This window comes from Litorisediminivivens sp. KMU-197 (assembly GCF_056858395.1).
The window spans coordinates 181,317-199,186 of record NZ_JBXEQG010000002.1 but is presented as its reverse complement, the minus strand read 5'-3'; the positions used below and the strand labels follow the sequence as shown (position 1 = coordinate 199,186).

The 17,870-nt window shown below is 64.7% G+C and carries 17 protein-coding genes and 1 tRNA gene; 6 read left to right on the top strand and 12 right to left on the bottom strand.

What is annotated here, in order from left to right; translation table 11 throughout:
- Positions 1–22: 22 nt before the first annotated feature.
- Genes nadC through nadA form a run of 3 tightly spaced genes read right to left on the bottom strand, consistent with a single transcriptional unit; the run spans position 23 to position 3,485 of the window.
- Positions 23–874: a carboxylating nicotinate-nucleotide diphosphorylase gene (gene nadC / locus AC04PT_RS05900; protein ID WP_482872662.1), complete on the bottom strand. Its 852-nt coding sequence runs from the start codon at positions 872–874 to the stop codon at positions 23–25.
- Positions 871–2,430, bottom strand: coding sequence for an L-aspartate oxidase (locus tag AC04PT_RS05895; protein ID WP_482872661.1), 1,560 nt, complete (start codon positions 2,428–2,430; stop codon positions 871–873). Before AC04PT_RS05895 ends, nadC begins: the two co-directional genes overlap by 4 nt.
- 5 nt (positions 2,431–2,435) lie before the next feature.
- Entirely contained in the window at positions 2,436–3,485 is a 1,050-nt protein-coding gene (nadA, locus tag AC04PT_RS05890) for a quinolinate synthase NadA (RefSeq protein ID WP_482872660.1), read from the bottom strand.
- A gap of 190 nt (positions 3,486–3,675) precedes the next feature.
- Between nadA and AC04PT_RS05885 the strand changes: the two genes are divergently transcribed.
- Positions 3,676–3,751: transfer RNA gene (locus AC04PT_RS05885), tRNA-Thr, on the top strand.
- An 84-nt stretch (positions 3,752–3,835) separates the two neighbouring features.
- Here the strand turns inward: AC04PT_RS05885 and AC04PT_RS05880 are convergent.
- The 3 genes from AC04PT_RS05880 to AC04PT_RS05870 form a co-directional block, all read right to left on the bottom strand.
- A complete protein-coding gene (locus AC04PT_RS05880) occupies positions 3,836–5,380 on the bottom strand; it encodes a tripartite tricarboxylate transporter permease (protein WP_482872659.1) in 1,545 nt (514 codons plus the stop codon).
- A gap of 15 nt (positions 5,381–5,395) precedes the next feature.
- Positions 5,396–5,827 (bottom strand): tripartite tricarboxylate transporter TctB family protein, encoded by a 432-nt coding sequence (locus AC04PT_RS05875; protein ID WP_482872658.1) that lies wholly within the window; start codon positions 5,825–5,827, stop codon positions 5,396–5,398.
- A gap of 139 nt (positions 5,828–5,966) precedes the next feature.
- Complete coding sequence (locus tag AC04PT_RS05870; RefSeq protein WP_482872657.1) at positions 5,967–6,971, bottom strand: Bug family tripartite tricarboxylate transporter substrate binding protein; 1,005 nt, start codon at positions 6,969–6,971, stop codon at positions 5,967–5,969.
- Positions 6,972–7,159: 188 nt separating this feature from the next.
- Here AC04PT_RS05870 and AC04PT_RS05865 point away from each other — a divergent pair, with 188 nt between their 5' ends.
- From AC04PT_RS05865 to AC04PT_RS05845, 5 genes are all read left to right on the top strand, one after another.
- On the top strand, positions 7,160–7,831 hold the full coding sequence (locus AC04PT_RS05865; protein ID WP_482872655.1) for a response regulator transcription factor: 672 nt from the start codon (positions 7,160–7,162) through the stop codon (positions 7,829–7,831).
- Positions 7,815–9,203, top strand: a complete 1,389-nt coding sequence (locus AC04PT_RS05860) for a sensor histidine kinase (protein WP_482872654.1) — start codon at positions 7,815–7,817, stop codon at positions 9,201–9,203. The genes AC04PT_RS05865 and AC04PT_RS05860 overlap by 17 nt, the downstream gene beginning before the upstream one ends.
- Positions 9,200–10,255, top strand: a complete 1,056-nt coding sequence (locus tag AC04PT_RS05855; RefSeq protein ID WP_482872653.1) for an ABC transporter substrate-binding protein — start codon at positions 9,200–9,202, stop codon at positions 10,253–10,255. The genes AC04PT_RS05860 and AC04PT_RS05855 overlap by 4 nt, the downstream gene beginning before the upstream one ends.
- Positions 10,256–10,413: 158 nt before the next feature.
- Positions 10,414–10,866: a c-type cytochrome gene (locus tag AC04PT_RS05850; protein ID WP_482872652.1), complete on the top strand. Its 453-nt coding sequence runs from the start codon at positions 10,414–10,416 to the stop codon at positions 10,864–10,866.
- A gap of 110 nt (positions 10,867–10,976) precedes the next feature.
- Positions 10,977–12,248 carry a PQQ-dependent sugar dehydrogenase gene (locus AC04PT_RS05845; RefSeq protein ID WP_482872651.1) on the top strand — a complete coding sequence of 424 codons (1,272 nt, stop codon included), beginning with the start codon at positions 10,977–10,979 and terminating at the stop codon, positions 12,246–12,248.
- Positions 12,249–12,299: 51 nt separating this feature from the next.
- On the opposite strand, the gene AC04PT_RS05840 is transcribed toward AC04PT_RS05845, so the two are convergent.
- From AC04PT_RS05840 to AC04PT_RS05815, 6 genes are all read right to left on the bottom strand, one after another.
- Positions 12,300–12,683 (bottom strand): hypothetical protein, encoded by a 384-nt coding sequence (locus AC04PT_RS05840; RefSeq protein ID WP_482872650.1) that lies wholly within the window; start codon positions 12,681–12,683, stop codon positions 12,300–12,302.
- Between the two features lie 8 nt (positions 12,684–12,691).
- Positions 12,692–13,948 (bottom strand): FCSD flavin-binding domain-containing protein, encoded by a 1,257-nt coding sequence (locus tag AC04PT_RS05835; RefSeq protein ID WP_482872649.1) that lies wholly within the window; start codon positions 13,946–13,948, stop codon positions 12,692–12,694.
- Positions 13,949–13,978: 30 nt separating this feature from the next.
- Positions 13,979–14,608 (bottom strand): c-type cytochrome, encoded by a 630-nt coding sequence (locus tag AC04PT_RS05830; RefSeq protein WP_482872647.1) that lies wholly within the window; start codon positions 14,606–14,608, stop codon positions 13,979–13,981.
- 50 nt (positions 14,609–14,658) lie between these two features.
- The gene (locus tag AC04PT_RS05825; protein WP_482873074.1) at positions 14,659–15,696 is read right to left on the bottom strand and encodes a c-type cytochrome; all 1,038 of its coding nucleotides are present in this window, start codon (positions 15,694–15,696) and stop codon (positions 14,659–14,661) included.
- Between the two features lie 358 nt (positions 15,697–16,054).
- Positions 16,055–17,323 (bottom strand): sulfite dehydrogenase, encoded by a 1,269-nt coding sequence (soxC, locus tag AC04PT_RS05820; protein WP_482872646.1) that lies wholly within the window; start codon positions 17,321–17,323, stop codon positions 16,055–16,057.
- 109 nt (positions 17,324–17,432) lie between these two features.
- Complete coding sequence (locus AC04PT_RS05815; protein WP_482872644.1) at positions 17,433–17,867, bottom strand: DsrE family protein; 435 nt, start codon at positions 17,865–17,867, stop codon at positions 17,433–17,435.
- Positions 17,868–17,870 lie beyond the last annotated feature (3 nt).

Below are 17,870 nucleotides of genomic sequence, written 5' to 3'. Positions count from 1 at the left end.
CGTCCCGAGCCACGAACTCGGGTTAGAAATCGAGGCCGAGGTCCAGTGTCCGCGCCGAATGGGTCAGCGCTCCCGACGAGATGTAGTCCACCCCGGTTGCCGCCACCTCGGCGATACGCTCCGCCGCCATGTTGCCAGATGCCTCGGTGATCATCCGTCCGTCCACCATCGCCACCGCCTCGCGCAGGGTGTCGGTCTCCATATTGTCCAGCAGCACCACGTCCGCGCCGCCGACCTCCAGCACCTCGGCCAGCTGCGTCAGCGTGTCGACCTCGATTTCGACGCGGATCATGTGGCTGGCCTGCGCCTTGCAGACCTCCAGCACCGGGCGGATTCCGCCGGCCGCCGCGATGTGGTTGTCTTTGATCAGAATGGCATCGGACAGCGAGATCCGGTGGTTGAACCCGCCACCATGCAGCACGGCAAGTTTCTCGACGATGCGGAGCCCCGGCGTGGTCTTGCGGGTGCAGGTGATCCGACTGGCGGTGCCCCGCGTCTCTGCCACAAAGCGCGCGGTCAGGCTGGCGATGCCGGATAGCCGACCGGCAAAGTTCAACGCGACGCGCTCAGCCGACAGGATGGATGCAGCGAAACCCTCGATCTCCATCAGTAGGTCGCCAGGGGCGCAGCCGTAGCCGTCCGGCCTGTGGGTGGTGATCACCAGGGCAGGATCCACCAGCCGGAAGGCCAGCGCAGCGACCTGCATCCCCGAGACGACACCGGCCTCACGCGCGTTGAGACGCGCGGTATAGCGGGTGCCGGACGGGATCGTGGTGCGGGTGGTGATGTCGCCGTATTGGCCCAGATCCTCGAGCAGCGCATGGCGCACCATCGGTTCGAGCACAAGGTCGGGCAGGGGTGCGGTCGTGGTCATGCCAATTCCTCTTGGCTGGCGGCTTGCCGCAGGGCCAACGCCTCCGGCAGCGTGATGTGGGTCCGCTTGGCCTCGGGGCCTGCGTTTGGGAAATCCGAACGGAAATGCGCGCCGCGGCTCTCATCGCGGCGCAATGCAGCGGCAGCGATCAGAGTTGCGGTGGCGCACATGTTGCGGAAGGTCTCGTCGCGGCCATGGGCATCTTCCAGTCGGGCGATGCCCGCCAATGCCCGCTTGAGCCCCGCGGCGTCGCGTACCACGCCTACGTGATCGGTCATCAATTGCCGAAGGGCCTGAACATCTGTCTCAGTATCCGCCGGCGCTGCCGGTTCAAAACGCAGTACCACCGGCGGCGCCTCGCCCGAAGAAGTTTCCGAGGCAATGTCGCCGGCACAGATCCGGGCATAGACCAGCGCTTCAAGCAACCCGTTCGAGGCCAGCCGGTTGGCGCCGTGCAACCCGGTCGATGCCGCTTCGCCACAGACCCAGAGACCGCGGAGCGAAGCACGTCCCTGCGCGTCGGTGGCGATCCCTCCCATGTGGTAATGCGCCGCCGCAGCCACCGGGATGGGGGCAATTGCGGGGTCGATGCCGCCACGGTGGCAGGCTTCGGCAACACCGGGAAAGAGGGTCTCGATCCGCGCGCCCAGCACCTTGGTCGTGTCAAGCATCGGACGCAGGCCCTGTCGCGTCTGTGAGAACACAGCCCGGGCCACGATGTCACGCGGAGCAAGTTCACCGTCGGGGTGAACATCGGTCATGAAGCGCGTGCCGTGCCGATTGACCAGTACCGCGCCTTCGCCGCGCAGGGCCTCGGTGGCCAGCGGCGCGGGGTCGTCGCCGGTGTCGATAGCGGTGGGGTGGAACTGGACGAATTCGGGGTCCGCGATCATCGCGCCGGCACGCGCCGCCATGCCGATCACCTGTCCTCGGATGCGCCTCGGATTGGTGGTCAGCTTGTAGAGCCCGCCCGAGCCACCACCGGCCAGCAATACGGCCGCCCCAGACAGCAGCACCGGCGCGGAGCCTCCGTCGCGGCGCAGGCGAACCCCGGTGACGCGCCCGCCGGAAACCTCCAGCCCTATGGCCAACACGCCCTCCACGACCTGGATAGACGGTGTCTCGCGCACTTGCGCCACCAGCGCGCGCATGATCTCCGCCCCGGCCTGATCGCCTTTAACGCGGACCACGCGGGCAAAGCTGTGCGCCGCCTCGCGCGACAGGACGTAGCTGCCGTCCGGCCCCCGGTCGAACGGCGCGCCCAATTCGGTGAGGTCGAGGATATGCGCCCGAGCGTCCTGCGCCACCCGCCCCGCTACTTCGGCATCGACGATCCCTGCGCCCGCCTGGACAGCATCGGCAGCATGCGCTTCGGCGCTGTCTGCCGGGTCCATCGCCGCCGCGACACCACCCTGCGCCCAGGCCGAACTGGCGCCCCGGCCCAGCACATCGGGCGAGATCATCACCACCGGGTGTGGGCTGAGTTTCAGCGCTGCGTAGAGCGCCCCCAGTCCCGCGCCAATGATTATGACGCGGGCGGTTTCGATCCGTTGCACCGGGCTCAGAGTCCCAGCTCGCGCGACAGGTCGATCATCCGCTCAACCGCGACGCGGGCCTTTTCAGCCACTGCCGGATCAACCTCCACCGACTCGGTCATGGTGTGCAGCGACCAGAGCACCTTTTCCAGCGTGATCTTCTTCATGTAGGGGCAGGCGTTGCAGGGCTTGGCAAGGTCGACCTCGGGCAGTTCTTCCGCCACGTTGGCGGCCATCGAACACTCGGTGACCAGCAGCACCTTCTCGGGGCGGTTATCTCGCACCCAGTCGATCATCCCGGTGGTCGAGCCGGTGAAATCGGCCTCTTCCACCACCTCGGGCTTGCATTCGGGGTGGGCCACGATGCGGGTGCCGGGGTTGGCGGCGCGGTAGTCGCGCATTTCCTGCGCCGAATACCGCTCATGCACCACGCAGGAACCTGGCCAGTAGACCACGTTCTTGGACGATTGCGCGGCCACGTTCTGCGCCAGGTACTGGTCGGGGGTCATGATGACAGTATCGCTGTCCATCGCCTCGACAATCTGCAGCGCATTGGCGGAGGTGCAGCAGATGTCCGACGCGGCCTTCACCTCGGCCGTGGTGTTTACGTAGCTGACCACCGGCGCGCCGGGATACCTCGCCCGCATCTCGGCGATGCCGTCGGCGGTGATCGATTCAGCCAACGAACAACCGGCGCCCATATCAGGCATCAGCACGGTCTTTGCCGGGTTCAGGATCTTCGACGTCTCGGCCATGAAATGCACGCCGCACTGCACGATCACGTCGGCCTCGACCTCCTTGGCCTTGATCGCCAGCGCCAGGCTGTCGCCAATCACGTCGGAGATGCCGTGATAAATCTCGGGCGTCATGTAATTGTGCGCCAAAATCACCGCGTTGCGCTCTTTCTTGAGCCGATTGATCGCCGCCACGTAAGGCGCATGCATCGCCCAGTCCGGGAACGGCATGGAGCGTTTCATGGGCGCGTAGAGGTGGGCGAGGTTTTCGGCCAGTTCGACCGAAGGGGCGAGGTCATAGTGTTCGGCAAGCGATGTGCGCATGTCGACATGGTCCAGCATCGGGACGTCCTTTGCCTGTAACGGGCCGCCGCGCGGCCGCGGGAATAGGAGCGCCTTCCTTAAGGTCATCCGGGACGGAGGTCAAAAGCATATCTGGTGGAATATCGCCGCAGGCACCGACTTTGGGCGGCACAGAGCGTTAGATCTCGGCTTGCCTCGGCATATCCGCAGTGCTAAACGCCCTGTCGGCGCCGCTGTAGCTCAGCTGGTAGAGCACGTCATTCGTAATGATGGGGTCGTAGGTTCGAGTCCTATCAGCGGCACCATCTTATAATTTGCGTAACCCCACCCTCAATGCAAACCGCCCGGCATCGGTGCCGGACGGTTTCGGGTGCGACACGCGGGGGTCCTCAGTCGACGAACGAGCCCTCTTCGTCCTTCTTGCCGGCCATCCGCATCCGGCGTTTCAGCGCGGCGCCGAAGATGATGGGCAGGACGAAGCCGATCAGCGCGACCGCCCAAAGACCTATGGCCAGAGGCGAACCCACAAGAACCGACCAGTCGCCGTTCGAGATCGACATGGCGCGGCGGAGGTTCGATTCCATGGCATTGCCCAAAAGGATCCCGAGGATGATCGGCACCAGTGGCACGTCAAGCTTGCGCAGCACCCAGCCCAGCACGCCGAAGCCTACCATGACCAGCAGGTCGAAGCTGGAGCCCGAGATGCCATAGATCCCTACGAAGGACACCATGGCGACGATCGGCATCAGAATACGTGGCGGCACCAGCAGCACGCGGGTGAACAGCCCCACCATCGGGATGTTCATCAACAAGAGCATGACGTTGCCAATGAAGAGCGCGGCGATCAGGCCCCAGACCACGTCGGGATTCTGGGTGAACAGCAGCGGACCCGGCGTGATGTTCATCGCCAGCAGCACCGCCAGCAAGACCGCCGTCGTGCCCGATCCGGGCACGCCCAGCGCCAGCATCGGCACCAGCGCACCGCCGGCGGCGGCGTTGTTGCCGGCCTCGGGGGCGGCGACTCCGCGCGGGTCTCCGGTGCCGAAGGTGCCTTCCTTGTCGACCAGGCGCTTCTCCATGGAATAGGAGATGAACGATCCCAGCGAGGCCCCGGCGCCCGGCAGGACGCCCGCGACGAAGCCCAGGACCGAGGTCCGCAGCATGGTCGGCGTGCAGTATCTCAGCATCGACAGCGACGGGGTGATGCGGCCGATCACGACCTTCTTGTTGGCCGCGTCCGACTCTCCATGGCGGTTTTCGAGGAAGACAAGCACCTCGGACAGCGCGAACAGCCCCACCAGCGCGACGAGGAAGTCGATGCCGTCGTACAGGTGCACCTCGCCGAAGGTGAAGCGCGGCACGCCGGTCTGGCCGTCAACGCCGATGGTGGCGATCAGAAGGCCCAGCGCGGCGGCAAAGGCAGCCTTGCCCTGGTTGGTGGACGAGATTCCGCCCAGCGTGGCGAAGGCCAGTGTGAACAGTGCGAAATACTCGGCCGGGCCGAACAGCAGCGCGACTTTCACCAGTTGCGGCGCGATGAAGACCAGACCCCACGTGGCGAAGAAAGCACCCACGAAAGAGGCGATGCCCGACAGCGCCAGCGCCTCGCCGGCGCGGCCGGCCTGTGCCATTGGATAGCCGTCGAGGCAGGTCATCAGCGCCGGCTCGTCGCCCGGGATGTTCAGCAGGATCGACGAGATTCGCCCGCCGTACATCGCCCCGTAATAGACCGAGGTCAGCAGGATCAGCGCCGCGGTCGGCGGCAGGCCCATGGTGAAGGCAAGCGGGATCAGGATGGCGACGCCGTTCGACGGCCCGAGACCGGGCAGCGCGCCCATGACGGTGCCGAGAAAGCAGCCCAGTGCCGCAAGCAGCAGGTTCTGGAAGGTGAAGGCGACGGCGAACCCGTCACCGAGAGAAGCAAGTACGTCCATGATATCCTCGAATACTCAGAAGCCGAAGGGGCCCTCGGCCAGCGACAGCCCGAGGATCAGACGGAAGACCACGTAGATGCCCACCGCGGTCAGAACGCCGACCAGCACCGACTGCAGAGGACGGGTGCCCAGCCGCCAGGTCAGATAGGCCGAGGCCAGCGCAGTCGCGATCAGAAAGCCCAGTACCGGCAGCAGCTGCGCATAGAGCACCATGCAGGCCACCGCGCCGACGATCTCGGCCAGACGCGCCATCGGCGGCCATGTCGGTTGTGCGTCGGGCTTGAGGATGAAGTAGAGCGAGCTCAGCGCCATCACGACACAGATGATGATCGGAAAGACCTTGGGGCCAACGACGTCGGAGAACGGGCTTTCCTCGATCTGCGTCGCCAACCAGATGTAGGACAGGGCCAGAAACAAGCCGACTCCGCCGAGAATGCGGTCACTCATGAGACGTCCTCCAATGGTGAGTGCGGTGGGTGGTTATCGTGACGCTCGGCAAGGCCTTGGGCCTTCCGCCGGTATCACGAACGCCCGCGGGTCACGGGCGTGCCGGGGCGACAAGCTGCCGCCCCGGTCCAGTGGGTGATCACTTGGTGATTTCGGCCGTCAGGTCCTGGATTTGCGAGACCGATTCGGACACGAACTTCTCGAACGCCTCGCCCTGCAGGTCCAGCGGCTCGAGACCGTTGGCCGCCATGACTTCCTTCCATTCGGGGGAGTCGTACAGCGTCTTGATCTGCATGACCCAGTAGTCATAGGCGGCATCCGACATGTCCTTCGGCGCATAGAAGCCGCGCCAGTTGGCGCCGACAGCCTCGACACCCTGCTCGGTCGCAGTCGGGAAGTCGGCGAAGTCACCGGAAAGACGCTCGGGCGCCAGCACCGCGATCACCTTGATGTCGCCGCTGTCCACAAAGCCCTTGGCTTCCGAGATATCGCCGCTGAACGCCTGGACCGACCCGGCGAGAAGCTGGGTGACTGCCTCGCCGCCACCGTCGAAAGCGATGTATTTGACCGAACGCACGTCGTCGATGCCGTATTTGTTGGCCGCGATCAGCACCTTCAGGTGGTCCCAGCCGCCGACAGCCGAGCCGCCCGCAACAGAGACCGAGGTCGGGTCGGACTTGATCTGGTCAAGCAACTCGGGCAGCGTTTCGAACTCGCTGTCGGCGGCCACGGCGATCACGCCATAGTCGGCACCGATCGTGGCCAGCCAGCGCACCTGGTCCATTGTGTTGCCCGGATAGGCGCCGGTCGCCAGACGGGTCGCCGTCGCGGTCGAGGCGGCAACGATCAGGTCATTGTCGTCGCCACGCTTGTTGACCACTTCGGCAAAGGCCACGCCACCGCCGCCGCCGGCAAGGTTAACGACCTGCATAGTGCTGTCGATCAGACCGAGATCCTGCATCGATTTGCCGACCTGCCGGCAGGTGAAGTCCCAGCCGCCGCCGGGGTTGGCGGGCGCGATGCATTCGGGGTTCTCGGGGCTGTAGGCATGGCTTCCGGCCTGCACTGCTACCGGCGCGGCGAACAGCGCGGCCGCGGCGAAGACACCCGAAAGTCCTTTGCGGACGGACGAAGTGATAAGCATGATGTTTCCTCCCTTACCATGCGAATTATCGAACGGGACGTCACGATTCGCGTCCCGATGCGCCCTGTTATCAAGCCACCCTGTCACCAACCTGTCGAATCCTGTCCGGCACCCGGACCCGTATTGCGCCGCTCCCGCCACCGCCTATAGTGGAGCCTCCGAAATCGGCGGTGGGGAGGCTGACCCGGTTGCGTATCCTGCTACTTGAGGACGCCCTTGATGTTGCCGAGGCGATCTGTGCCAGCTTTGCCCGGCGCGGCGATGCCGTGGATCATGCGGCGACCGTGGCCGACGCGCTGGCCAGCACGGCGGTGCAGGATTACGACGTTGCAGTGCTTGACATCGGTCTGCCTGACGGCAGTGGCACGGAGGTCCTGCAGGCCCTGCGCGCAAGCGACAGCGCAACGCCGGTGCTAATGCTGACTGCGCGCACCAGGGTCGACGACCGGGTTTCGGCACTGGACAGCGGGGCCGACGACTATCTTGTGAAACCCTTCGACCTGCGCGAACTTGAGGCACGGGTGCGGGCGCTGGCCCGGCGTGCCGGGCCCGACCGGGGCGGCATCGTCGAATTCGGGGACGTAACCTATGATCCGGCCAGTTGCTCGGTCACCGCGCGCGGCGAGCCCCTGTCGCTGACCCGGCGCGAAGTCAGTCTGCTTGAGATCCTGCTCGGCAACCGCGAACGCGTGGTACCGAAAGAGCGGATCTTCGAGCGCATGTTCGCGTTCAACGACGAAGAGGTCGGAATGAACGCGGTCGAAACCTACGTGGGACGGCTGCGCAAGAAACTGGCGGGCAGCAAGGTGTCGATCCGCACGCTGCGCGGCCTCGGGTATCAGCTTGTTGCCGATCCCTGACCTCGCCGGCCCGCGCCGCTATTCCCTGACCGCGCGGCTGGCGGTGGCGCTGGCCGTGGTGCTGGCCGCAGGCGGCATCGCCGTGGCACTGGCAGCACTGGCCTATGGCCGCGAGGCGGCCCGACAAAGTTTCGACCGACTTCTGATCGGCTCGGCCAACCAGATCGCCGAGTCCATCTACTTGCGCGACGGGCGCGTGCGCGTCGACATGCCGGTCTCGGCATTCGAGCTGCTGTCGCTCGCCCCCGACGACCGCGTGATCTATGCGGTGATCGAACGCGGTGGCGCGGTGATCACCGGCTACGACGCGCTGCATCTGCCGGGCGAGGCGGCTACCTTCTTTACCGCTAAATTCACCGGCGAGCCGGTGCGCGTGGCCCGCGCCGCCCGCACCTTCTCGGAACGCGCCTATTCCGGCACCATCGACGTGCTTGTCGGCCAGACCATGCGAGCGCGCAACGAGCTTGCATCGCAGATCACCCGCAACGCTCTGATCGCCGCCGCGCTGGCCGGACTGATGATGTCGGCGCTGGCGATCTTCGCCGTGCGGTCGGCCCTTGCCCCCCTGCGCCGGATCGAGCGCGACATCGCCGGCCGCGCGGTCGAGGACCTGACACCCATCGACGTGGCTATCCCCAGCGAGGTCGCGGGCCTCGTCGCCACGCTCAACCGCTTCATGACCCGTCTGGACCGGCAAATCGCCGTGATGCGCAGCCTGATCGCCGATGCGTCGCACCAATTGCGCACCCCGATTGCCGCGCTTCGGGCGCAGGCGGAGCTGGCTCAGGAAGAAGACGATCCCGACCGGCTGCGGGCGATCGCGGCACGCATCCATGTCCGGTCGCGCAGCCTCAGCCGGTTGACGGACCAGCTGTTGAGCCACGCGCTGATCATTCACCGGGCCGACAACGTACCGTTGGAGCGGGTCGATCTGCGGTCCGTGGCGATTCAGGCGATGGAGGAAACCGACCATGCGCTCTTTGGCAGTCAGACCCGACCGCGGCTGGATCTGCCCGAGAACGCGGTCTGGTGCCATGGCGACGCGCTATCCCTCGTCGAGGCCTGCAAGAACCTTCTGGGCAATGCGCTCCGCCATGGTGCGGAGCCGGTCACCCTAGCCGTGGCCGAGACCGACGGAGCGGCAAAGCTGATCGTTCGCGATGCCGGGCCGGGCCTCCCGGCGTCTTTCTGGGCCGACGCGGGCAGCCGCTTCCTGCGCACCTCCGGTGTCTCGACCGAAAGTGCCGGTCTTGGGCTGGCGATCGTCGACGCGGTGGCGGCCGCGCACGGCGGCGAACTGGCGTTTTCACGCTCCGAGGCGGGCTTCGAGGCCGCCCTCATCATGCCCCGCGCCGCCGAGGCCGCATCATGAGATCGCTGGTGCTCCTGCTTTGCCTTCTGGCCTCTCCGCTCATCGCCGAGCCCGAGGCCACCAAGGCCTACGGCGCGGCCGATGCGCAGAGTCTGCTGATCCGCAGCACCACCGATATCGCCCTCTTCGATCCGCTGCTGACCGGCTTCACCGAACAGCGCCCGGATGTCCGCATCACTTACGAGCAATGGAATTCAAACGAGCTTTTCGCCCGCTCCGCGCAGGATTGCGCGGAAGGCGGGCAAGTCGCGGACATGGTGATCTCATCCGCCGTCGACCTGCAGGTCAAGTTGGTCAACGACGGCTGCGCCTCTAGCTACCGCTCTGACCGCACCGCCGCCCTGCCCGAGGCGCTGAACTGGCGAGACGAACTCTGGGGCATCACCAGTGAGCCGGCAGTGCTAGTCTACAACCGCGAATTGGTGCCGCCGACCGAGGCCCCGAGGTCGCGCTTCGACCTGATCGACCTACTGCGCCCGGACGGCAGCCCCTATGCCGGGCGGGTAGCAACCTACGACATCGAGGCGTCAGGACTGGGCTACCTCTTCGCCTTCCTCGACTCGCGTCAGGCCACAACTTTCGGCAGCCTGCTCGAGGCGCTGGACCGCACCGGCGCCATCGCCACCTGCTGCTCGGCCGAAATCATCGACGGCGTGGTCAGCGGACGCTACCTTGTGGCGTACAACGTGCTGGGGTCCTACGCGCTGGCGCGCGCTTCCGAGACGCCGAACCTCGTGGTCGTTGCGCCCGAGGATTACACGCTGGTACTGTCGCGCGCGGCACTGATCCCGGAGGGTGCGGGCACGCTTGGCGCGGCGCAGGATTTCCTCGATTACATGCTGTCGGACACCGGCCGCCGGGCGATGGCCACGCAGCACCTGATCGTCGACTTCACCGATCCCGACCCGGTGCCCGGCGCCTTCTTCTACCCCTCCGAGATACGGTCAGCCATCCGGCAGATACCGCTTTCCCCGGTTCTTCTGGTCGGCCTCGACCGGCAGAAACGCGAGTTGTTCCTTGAGCGCTGGCGCGAAAGCTTCACCTCGCCATAGCACCTGATGCCGCAGGCACATCGCGGGGAAATGCGCGCGAGACCGCGCTTAAAATCACCGGCTAAAATTGTATTTGCCTTGTCGCTTGGTCGAACCATATCCTTGATGACGGCGCGAAACATTGGAGTCATGCCGCTTTTGGGGGGAGGATCAATCACTTGAACATTTACACGACACTCGTGCTTGCACTGGCTGTCGGGGTCGCGCCCGCTTGGGCTTTTGCCGGCTCCAAGGTTACGAAGTCCGTCGCCGAGGGCAGCGCATCCGAAGACGCCACCATGTCAGACGCGGCCACGGAGCAGTCCGACGGCGCGGACATGGAGGGCATGGACGAAGAGGCCACCTTCGACGCCGCTGCCTTCGATGCCGAAGCAGGCGAAAAGCTTTATATGAAGAACTGTCGGGCCTGCCACGGACCCACCGGCAAGGGGGTCTCCAGCTACCCTAGACTCTCCGACAAGACCGGGGAGCACTTGGTCGAAATGCTCGAACGGTATCGCTCGGGCGAGAAGATCGGCCCCAATACGATGCTCATGGCGCCGCGCGCCCGCAAGCTGTCTGATGAAGACATCGGCGACGTGGTCGCTTTTATAACATCAATAGAAGAATAGCGCCGCCAAAGGCGCGCACGGTCGGCGGGGAGAGCGTCGGGCGAGGCAGGTTGGTTTAACAAGTTTCTCCGGTCGGGTGGGCATTTCACTTACCACTGGGAGGACTAAAAATGCTTAGCTATACAAGACCATTGGCGGTGGTTGTCGCCATGGGTGCGGCGCTTTACGCCGTGCCGGCACTGGCACAGAACACCTCGAGTCTGTCGCATTCCGTCGTGCTGGAAGGCTTGGAAAACCCATGGGACATGGCGTTCCTGCCTGACGGCACGATGCTGTTCACCGAGAAGTGCAAGGGCCTATCGGTCCGCATGCCCGACGGCACCGTCAACGCGCTCTACGGCGTGGGCGATACAGAGGGTTATGCGTCGAACGGCGATGACCTGTTCTGCGAAGGACAGGCCGGGATGATGGGCGTGGCCTTTGATCCGGCGTTTGACGACAACCGCAGGATCTACGTCTATTCCACCTCGAACATGTCCGACCCGCATACCAACCGGCTGATGCGCTTCGAGGTGAACGAGGACTTCACCGGAGTCTCGGGCCGAACCGACATCATCGACGACGTGCCCTACAAGATGGAAGCCACAGATCACCCCTTCGGCGGGCCCGGCGCGCACAACGGCGGGCGCGTGCGGTTCAACTCGGCGGACGGGTTCCTCTATCTGACCACCGGCGACAACCATAACGGCGAAGTGCCGCAAAGCCCGACGATGATGGGATCGAAAGTGATCCGCATCGACACCGACGGCAATGCGGCCCCCGACAACGCGCCGCCCGAAGGTTTCGACAAACGGACCTACACCTATGGGCACCGCAACGTGCAGGGCATCACGTTCAACGCCTCGGGCACGCCGATCACCGCAGAGCACGGCCCCTGGCACTCGGACGAGATCACGGTGCTGGTGAACGGCGGAAATGCCGGATGGGACCCGCGCCCGAACATGGCCGGGCGTGACGATTGTCCGGACAACTACTGCGGCTACAGCCCGAACCAGGCGGAAGGCATGAACCGCTTCGAACGCGCGGCATGGATGCCGATGACCGACTTCGACACCTATCCCGACGCCATGCCTCCGATCTGGAACAACAATGGCTGGTCGCAGGGCACCTCGTCCGCCGACTTCCTGCGCGGCGAAGAATGGGGCGAATGGCAGAACGCCATGGTCGTGGGCATCATGGGCATTGGCTTCGGCGGTACGCCAATCGGCCAGCGGATCGACGTGATCCAGCTTACCGAGGACGAAACCGAAGTCGTCGACGTGACCGAGATGACCTTGCCCGAGGGCATGGAACCCGGACGCTTCCGGTCGCTTGTAGTCGGACCCGACGGCAGCCTCTATGCCGCCGTGGATGAAGGCATGATCCACAAGATCACGCCCTGATCCATTTGACAGAGAGCTGCGCCATCCTGTTTGGCGCAGCTCCTTTTTCGGTCAGTCGATAAACAGGAAACTGTCCGGTATCACGAAGCGCTGGTCGTCCACGCGCAGGTGATGGGTGGCCTCCTCAAGCCGCCATTCGATATCGGTTCCGACCCCGGACATGGTCGCGCTGGCCCTTACGAATTCTGCATCGACAAAGTACAGCAGCCGTGTGAACCCGTTGCCGAAAGTCGCGGCGACGGTGGCGTTGCCGCCATTGCCGCGTGCCACCCCAGCCCGGCAGACCCCCAGTGCCTCGCCCCGCTCTTGCGCGCAGGCAATCTCGGCCTTGGCATCGAAGTCGCCAGACCTGGCCCGGCGGGCGGTGTCGGTGGCACCTTCCTTAGCCTCGGCTCCGACCGCGATCAGAGCCAGGGCTACCGCTGCATAACGCATGACCCGCCTCAGCCGAACATGTCCACGGTGATCGCGTCGTACCAGCCAAGGCTTTCCTCGAAGGTGGTCTTGCGCAGCGCCGCGTCCTCTTCGGTCTGGCTGATGAAGGTATCCACCGAGGCGATCTTTTCCTCGGTCGCCTCGTAGCTGGCACCGACCTTGACGCCATCTTCGGTCGCGATCAGCGACCAGCACGTGTTGGAGAACCGCGCTGGGAACACGCGCGAGCCGGTCAGCGCACCGCGCACCGCGTTGGCGCAGACCTTGGCCTGCGAATTCGCCGAGAAGCCCGATTTCGGCATGTCGCCCTGCTGGCTGGCGTCACCTAGAACGTAGACATCCGGATCGGCCTTCGACGACATGTCGATCGCGTTCACCGGGGCCCAGTTGCCCTCGGTCACGCCGGCAAGGTCAGCGATGCGCCCGGCCTTCTGGGCCGGAATCACGTTGCAGACTGCGGCCTCGATCACCTCGCCGTCGATATCGACGGTCATGGCGGCGGGATCGACGCTGATGTTCTCGCCGCCGAAGTCGGGGCCGATGCGGGTGATCATCCCCGGGTAATGCTTCTGCCAGCCCTCCTCGAACAGCGCCTGTTTCGAGAATTTCTCCTTCGGATCGGCGATGATGATCTTGGCGGTTGGATTATTTTCCTTCAGCACATGCGCCACCATCGAGATCCTCTCGTACGGACCGGGCGGGCAGCGATAGGGGTTGGGCGGCGCGACCATGACATAGGTGCCGCCCTCGGGCATCGCCATGATCTGCGCCTTCAGCAATTCGGTCTGCGACCCGGCCTTGTAGGCATGCGGCATGGCGTTCTGTGCCGAAAGGTCCCAGCCGGCGACCGACCCTTCGACAAAGTCAATGCCGGGGCTGAGGATCAGCTTGTCGTAAGGCACCGTGCCGCCGCCCGCCAGCGTCACAGTCTTGCCGCCCCGGTCGACCCCGGTGGCCCAATCGTGGACAACATTCACGCCGTTCGACGCCAGCGTCCCGTAGGAATGCGCGATGCTCTCGATACTGCGGAAACCGCCAAGATAGAGGTTGGAAAAGAAGCAGGTGTAATAGGTGCGCGTTGGCTCGATGAGGGTGACGTCGATCTCGCCCTTGCTGTCATTTGCTATGTAGCGCGCCGCCGTTGCCCCGCCGGCACCGCCGCCGACCACCACGACCCGCGGCATTCCGTGGCCTGCGGCCTGAACCATCGGCGCGGCCAAGGTGGCCGCCGCCGTACCGATGAATGTGCGTCTGTTAATTGACATGGTCTTCCTCCCGAAAATGGTGCGGCCGCCCTAATCCTCAAGCGACCCGAAATAAGCGGCCAAGGCCGCGATTTCCTCGTCGGACAGGCGTCCGGCGATCATCTGCATGGCGGGGTGGGTTCTGCGCCCTGATTTGTAATCGTGAAGGGCGATAACGAAGTCCTCTTCCGGCCAGTGCACGATGGACGGAATGCCGCTGTCGCCACCGTCACGCTGGTGGCAGGTGGTGCATTCCGACGACAGATATTCACCGTACTCGCGATCGCCCTCAAGCGCGAGAATTTCCGCAGCAACGCTCGCGGGGGCGGCTTCGGGTTCGACAGCATGGGTAAATGACGCGAGATAGGCGATCAGGTCGGCCCGATCCTCGGCCTTCCGCGCCCCGGCAAAAGTCATCCGCGTTCCGGGTATCATCACTTTGGGGTTCTGCAGAAACGTATCGAGCGCCTCTTCGGTCCAGACCAACCCGTCGACTGCGGCCTGACGGACCGCCTTTGAATAGCGAAAGCCCTCGTGCGCGGCGGCGTGGCGACCAATCAGGTCATTCAGGTGCGGCCCGACGCGGTCACGCGCGCGCGGGCCGATCTGGTGGCAGGATCGGCATTCGCGGAACAGGGTCTTGCCACGCTCGGCATCCCCCAAAAGTTCGGCCCCGGCCATCTGCGCGGAGCAGAGGGCCAGGGTCAGAGCGGCAAGACACCGCCGGGGCGTCATTCCGCCGGGAAGGTTTTCAGGTATTCCACGATGGCCTCCTGATCCGCGTCCTTTCTCAGCCCTGAGAAGGACATCTTGGTGCCCTTGAGGTAATCCCGAGGCTTGGCGAGGAAGGCTTTCAGCGCATCCTCCGTCCAGATCAGACCATTCTCGCCGGCCTCTTTCAACGCTTTTGAATATTTGAAGCCGTCAATCGCCCCTGCCGGATGCCCGACGATCCCGTTGAGCATCGGCCCGGTGCGGTTCTTGGCACCCTCACCCAACTGGTGGCAGGATTTGCACTTCTTGAACACCTGCTCGCCCGCGGCGGCCAGTTCCGGGTCCGGTGTCGCGTCCGCGGTGGGCGCCGGTGCCGCGCCGGCGGCGGAGTCCCCGGCCACGGCCAGTTCGGTGGCCTCGCCCTCGGCGTTGACCTCTTCGGTGGCGGCTTCCATCTCGGCCGCGTCACCGCTCTCGTCGGGGGTCACGTCCAGTACCGTCGCCCGCATGGTGATCTCGACGCTGTCCTTGCAGTTTTCCATGCAGGGTTCGGTGCGCCATTGCGGGTACTCGGTCTCGGCCCGGTCGTCGACGATGAAACCCTCGGCGTTGGGCATCTCGACCTCGAGAAAGTTCTCGTGCGTGAGGGTGAAATCGTCACCCACGATGTCGTTGGAATAAAGGATATAGGCCGTGATGGCATAGACCTCGTCATCGGTAAGCGTCTGCGCCGCGCCAAAGGGCATCGAACGGTTGACGTAGTCCCAGACGGTCGAGAGATAGGGCCAGTAGGAGCCTACGGTCTTCACCGGGTCCTTCCGGTCGAGCGTGTCCCAGCCGCCCGCGAGTTTCGGCCAGTTGCCGACGCCTTCGGCAAAGTCACCATGACAGGCGGCGCATTTCTCGGCAAAGACCTCTTCGCCGGTCCAGACGTCGCCAGAGCCCTCGGGCAGGCCGGTGCCGTCAGGCAGAACGTCGACGTCCCAGGCGGCGACCTCCTCGGGCAGTGCGGGACGGCCGATGCCGAAGGTGCCCTCTACAGCATCGGTGCGCAGCGCGGCGGCCTTGACGGGTGCATTCTCGGTCTCCGGTGCGGCGGCGACCTCGGTCTCCGGTTCGGTGGGCGCTTCTTCGGTCTCCGGCGCGGCTGTCGCGGCTTCCGCGACCTGAACCTTTTCCGCCTCGGCGGCTCCGGACTTTGCCTGCTCCGTCTCCGCGGCCGTTTCGGACCCGGATGTCGAAACCGTTGCCTCGGCTGAGGGTTCATCCGCCGCGACCTTCGCCGGCATGTTCACCACGAAAGGCACGGTCGGATTGTTCTCGGGCACCTGCACGATGGCGCGGTCGGCGAAGGTGATGGACACTGCGGCGATCCCGGCGAAGCCGACGATACAGCCGGCGGCCAATGCGGCATTAGGAAACTTCGACATTCTCGGCCTTCCCATTGGGTTTCACATGCCAGGTCTGGATGCAGTTGTTGTGATAGATCGAATTCTCACCGCGCACCTCGCGCAGTTGGGCCTTGGTTGGCTGCACATAGCCGGTTTCGTCCATGGCGCGGGATTGCAGCAGCATGTCGTCGCCGTCCCATTCGGTATCGAGGTAGAAGCGCGTCAGTGCCTTGTTCTCGCCCTCTCGCGCCAATCGCGCGGTCTCCCAGGTGATGCCGCCATCCTTCGAAACATCGACCCGGGTGATCCGGCCATGCCCTGACCAGGCCATGCCGGTGATGACCAGCGGGCCATCTCCGTGAGTGATGGGCATCTGCGGCGAAGGCGAGGTGATGACCGACTTGGCGTCCATCACCCATGTCCACTTGCGGCTGGTGCCGTCATCCAGCGTGTCGGTGTATTTCGAGGTCTCCTCGCGCGATTCCACCGGCCCTTCGGTGACTTCGATGCGGCGCAGCCACTTGATCCAGAGGTTGCCTTCCCATCCCGGCACGACGAGGCGGACGGGATACCCGTGCTCCTTACGCAAAGCCTCGCCATTGGCCTTGAACGCGACGAGCACGTCGTCCAAGGCTTTCTCCATCGGGATTGACCGGCCGTTGGATGACGCATCGGCGCCCTCGACATAGACCCATTTGCCCTCGGTCTCGGCGGTCAGTCCGGCCTCTTTCAGCAGGGTCCGCAGTGGCACGCCGGTGTATTCCATGTTGTGGATCATGCCATGGGTGAACTGCGCACCATTAAGCTGCGCGCCCGCCCATTCCATCCCGGTGTTTGCGGCGCATTCACAGAAGTAAACATGGTTCTCGCGCGGGAAGCGCTCCAGATCGGCGTAGGTGAATACCAGCGGCCGGTCGACCAGCCCGTTGATCATCAGGCGGTAGTCTTCCTTCTTCAGCTCGATCGCGCCCGAGTGGTGCCGTTCGAAGGCACAGCCCTGCGGCGTGATGGTGCCGTCGAGCGCGTGGATCGGGGTGAAGTTGATCGAACTGATGGTATCGGCGGTCAGCCATTCCACGTTGCGCCGGATCACGTCCTTCTCGAACTCAATGGGCAGGCCGTAGGGCACCTCGTCGACGCCGTGGCCAAGGCCCGAGGCCCAGTCCTGAACATCGGTGATCAGCGGATCGGGGGTGACGGCGCGGGCGGCACCAGCGGTGACGGCGCCAGCCGCCGCCGCCACACTGCCGCGCAGGAAGGCGCGGCGGGATGATTTCAGGATGTCAGACATGAATGCCCCTTCTCCCTTGGGTTACGATAACGCCAGATGGCTGGCGCGTTCAGAAACCGCGCTGCCAAAGCAGCACGGCGGTGTTTCGTGAGCGGTGGTCGGTCGCGCGTTACGGTCGGATGTAGGCGTAACCCTCTTCCTGAAGCTCGATCAGCCGCACGACGCCCGATGTCACCATGTTGGCTTCATCCATCATCTCGATTTCCTTGCCGGCCTTCTTGCTCATCGCGCGATGGGTGTTGCCGCAGGCCGCGAAGCTCAGGTTCTCGTGCTCCAGAGACATGGCCGAGATCCGGTCCTCGACAGGGCTCTTGCCAGGGATCAGCATGTTCAGGCCGGGGCCATAAGCCACCAACTCGACAATGACGGTGTCACCCTGGCTTTCGTAGAACTTGGTGACGTTGGCGACGTTGTTCAGCGCCATGTTCATCACCTGTGGGTCGTTTTCGTCGACGTGAAAGGCGACGTGGTGGGTCTCCCCCTCCGCCCAGGCGGTGGTGGCAAGGGTGGCTGCCAGGGTGGCTGCGATGACGATTCGTTTCATGCG

Excerpts from the sequence above, each read along its gene's own strand:
- nadC (WP_482872662.1), bottom strand. The coding sequence starts at position 874 with ATGACCACGACCGCACCCCTGCCCGACCTTGTGCTCGAACCGATGGTG.
- nadA (WP_482872660.1), bottom strand. The coding sequence starts at position 3,485 with ATGCTGGACCATGTCGACATGCGCACATCGCTTGCCGAACACTATGAC.
- AC04PT_RS05880 (WP_482872659.1), bottom strand. The coding sequence starts at position 5,380 with ATGGACGTACTTGCTTCTCTCGGTGACGGGTTCGCCGTCGCCTTCACC.
- AC04PT_RS05875 (WP_482872658.1), bottom strand. The coding sequence starts at position 5,827 with ATGAGTGACCGCATTCTCGGCGGAGTCGGCTTGTTTCTGGCCCTGTCC.
- AC04PT_RS05870 (WP_482872657.1), bottom strand. The coding sequence starts at position 6,971 with ATGCTTATCACTTCGTCCGTCCGCAAAGGACTTTCGGGTGTCTTCGCC.
- AC04PT_RS05855 (WP_482872653.1), top strand. The coding sequence starts at position 9,200 with ATGAGATCGCTGGTGCTCCTGCTTTGCCTTCTGGCCTCTCCGCTCATC.
- AC04PT_RS05845 (WP_482872651.1), top strand. The coding sequence starts at position 10,977 with ATGCTTAGCTATACAAGACCATTGGCGGTGGTTGTCGCCATGGGTGCG.
- AC04PT_RS05840 (WP_482872650.1), bottom strand. The coding sequence starts at position 12,683 with ATGCGTTATGCAGCGGTAGCCCTGGCTCTGATCGCGGTCGGAGCCGAG.
- AC04PT_RS05835 (WP_482872649.1), bottom strand. The coding sequence starts at position 13,948 with ATGTCAATTAACAGACGCACATTCATCGGTACGGCGGCGGCCACCTTG.
- AC04PT_RS05830 (WP_482872647.1), bottom strand. The coding sequence starts at position 14,608 with ATGGCCGGGGCCGAACTTTTGGGGGATGCCGAGCGTGGCAAGACCCTG.
- soxC (WP_482872646.1), bottom strand. The coding sequence starts at position 17,323 with ATGTCTGACATCCTGAAATCATCCCGCCGCGCCTTCCTGCGCGGCAGT.
- AC04PT_RS05815 (WP_482872644.1), bottom strand. The coding sequence starts at position 17,867 with ATGAAACGAATCGTCATCGCAGCCACCCTGGCAGCCACCCTTGCCACC.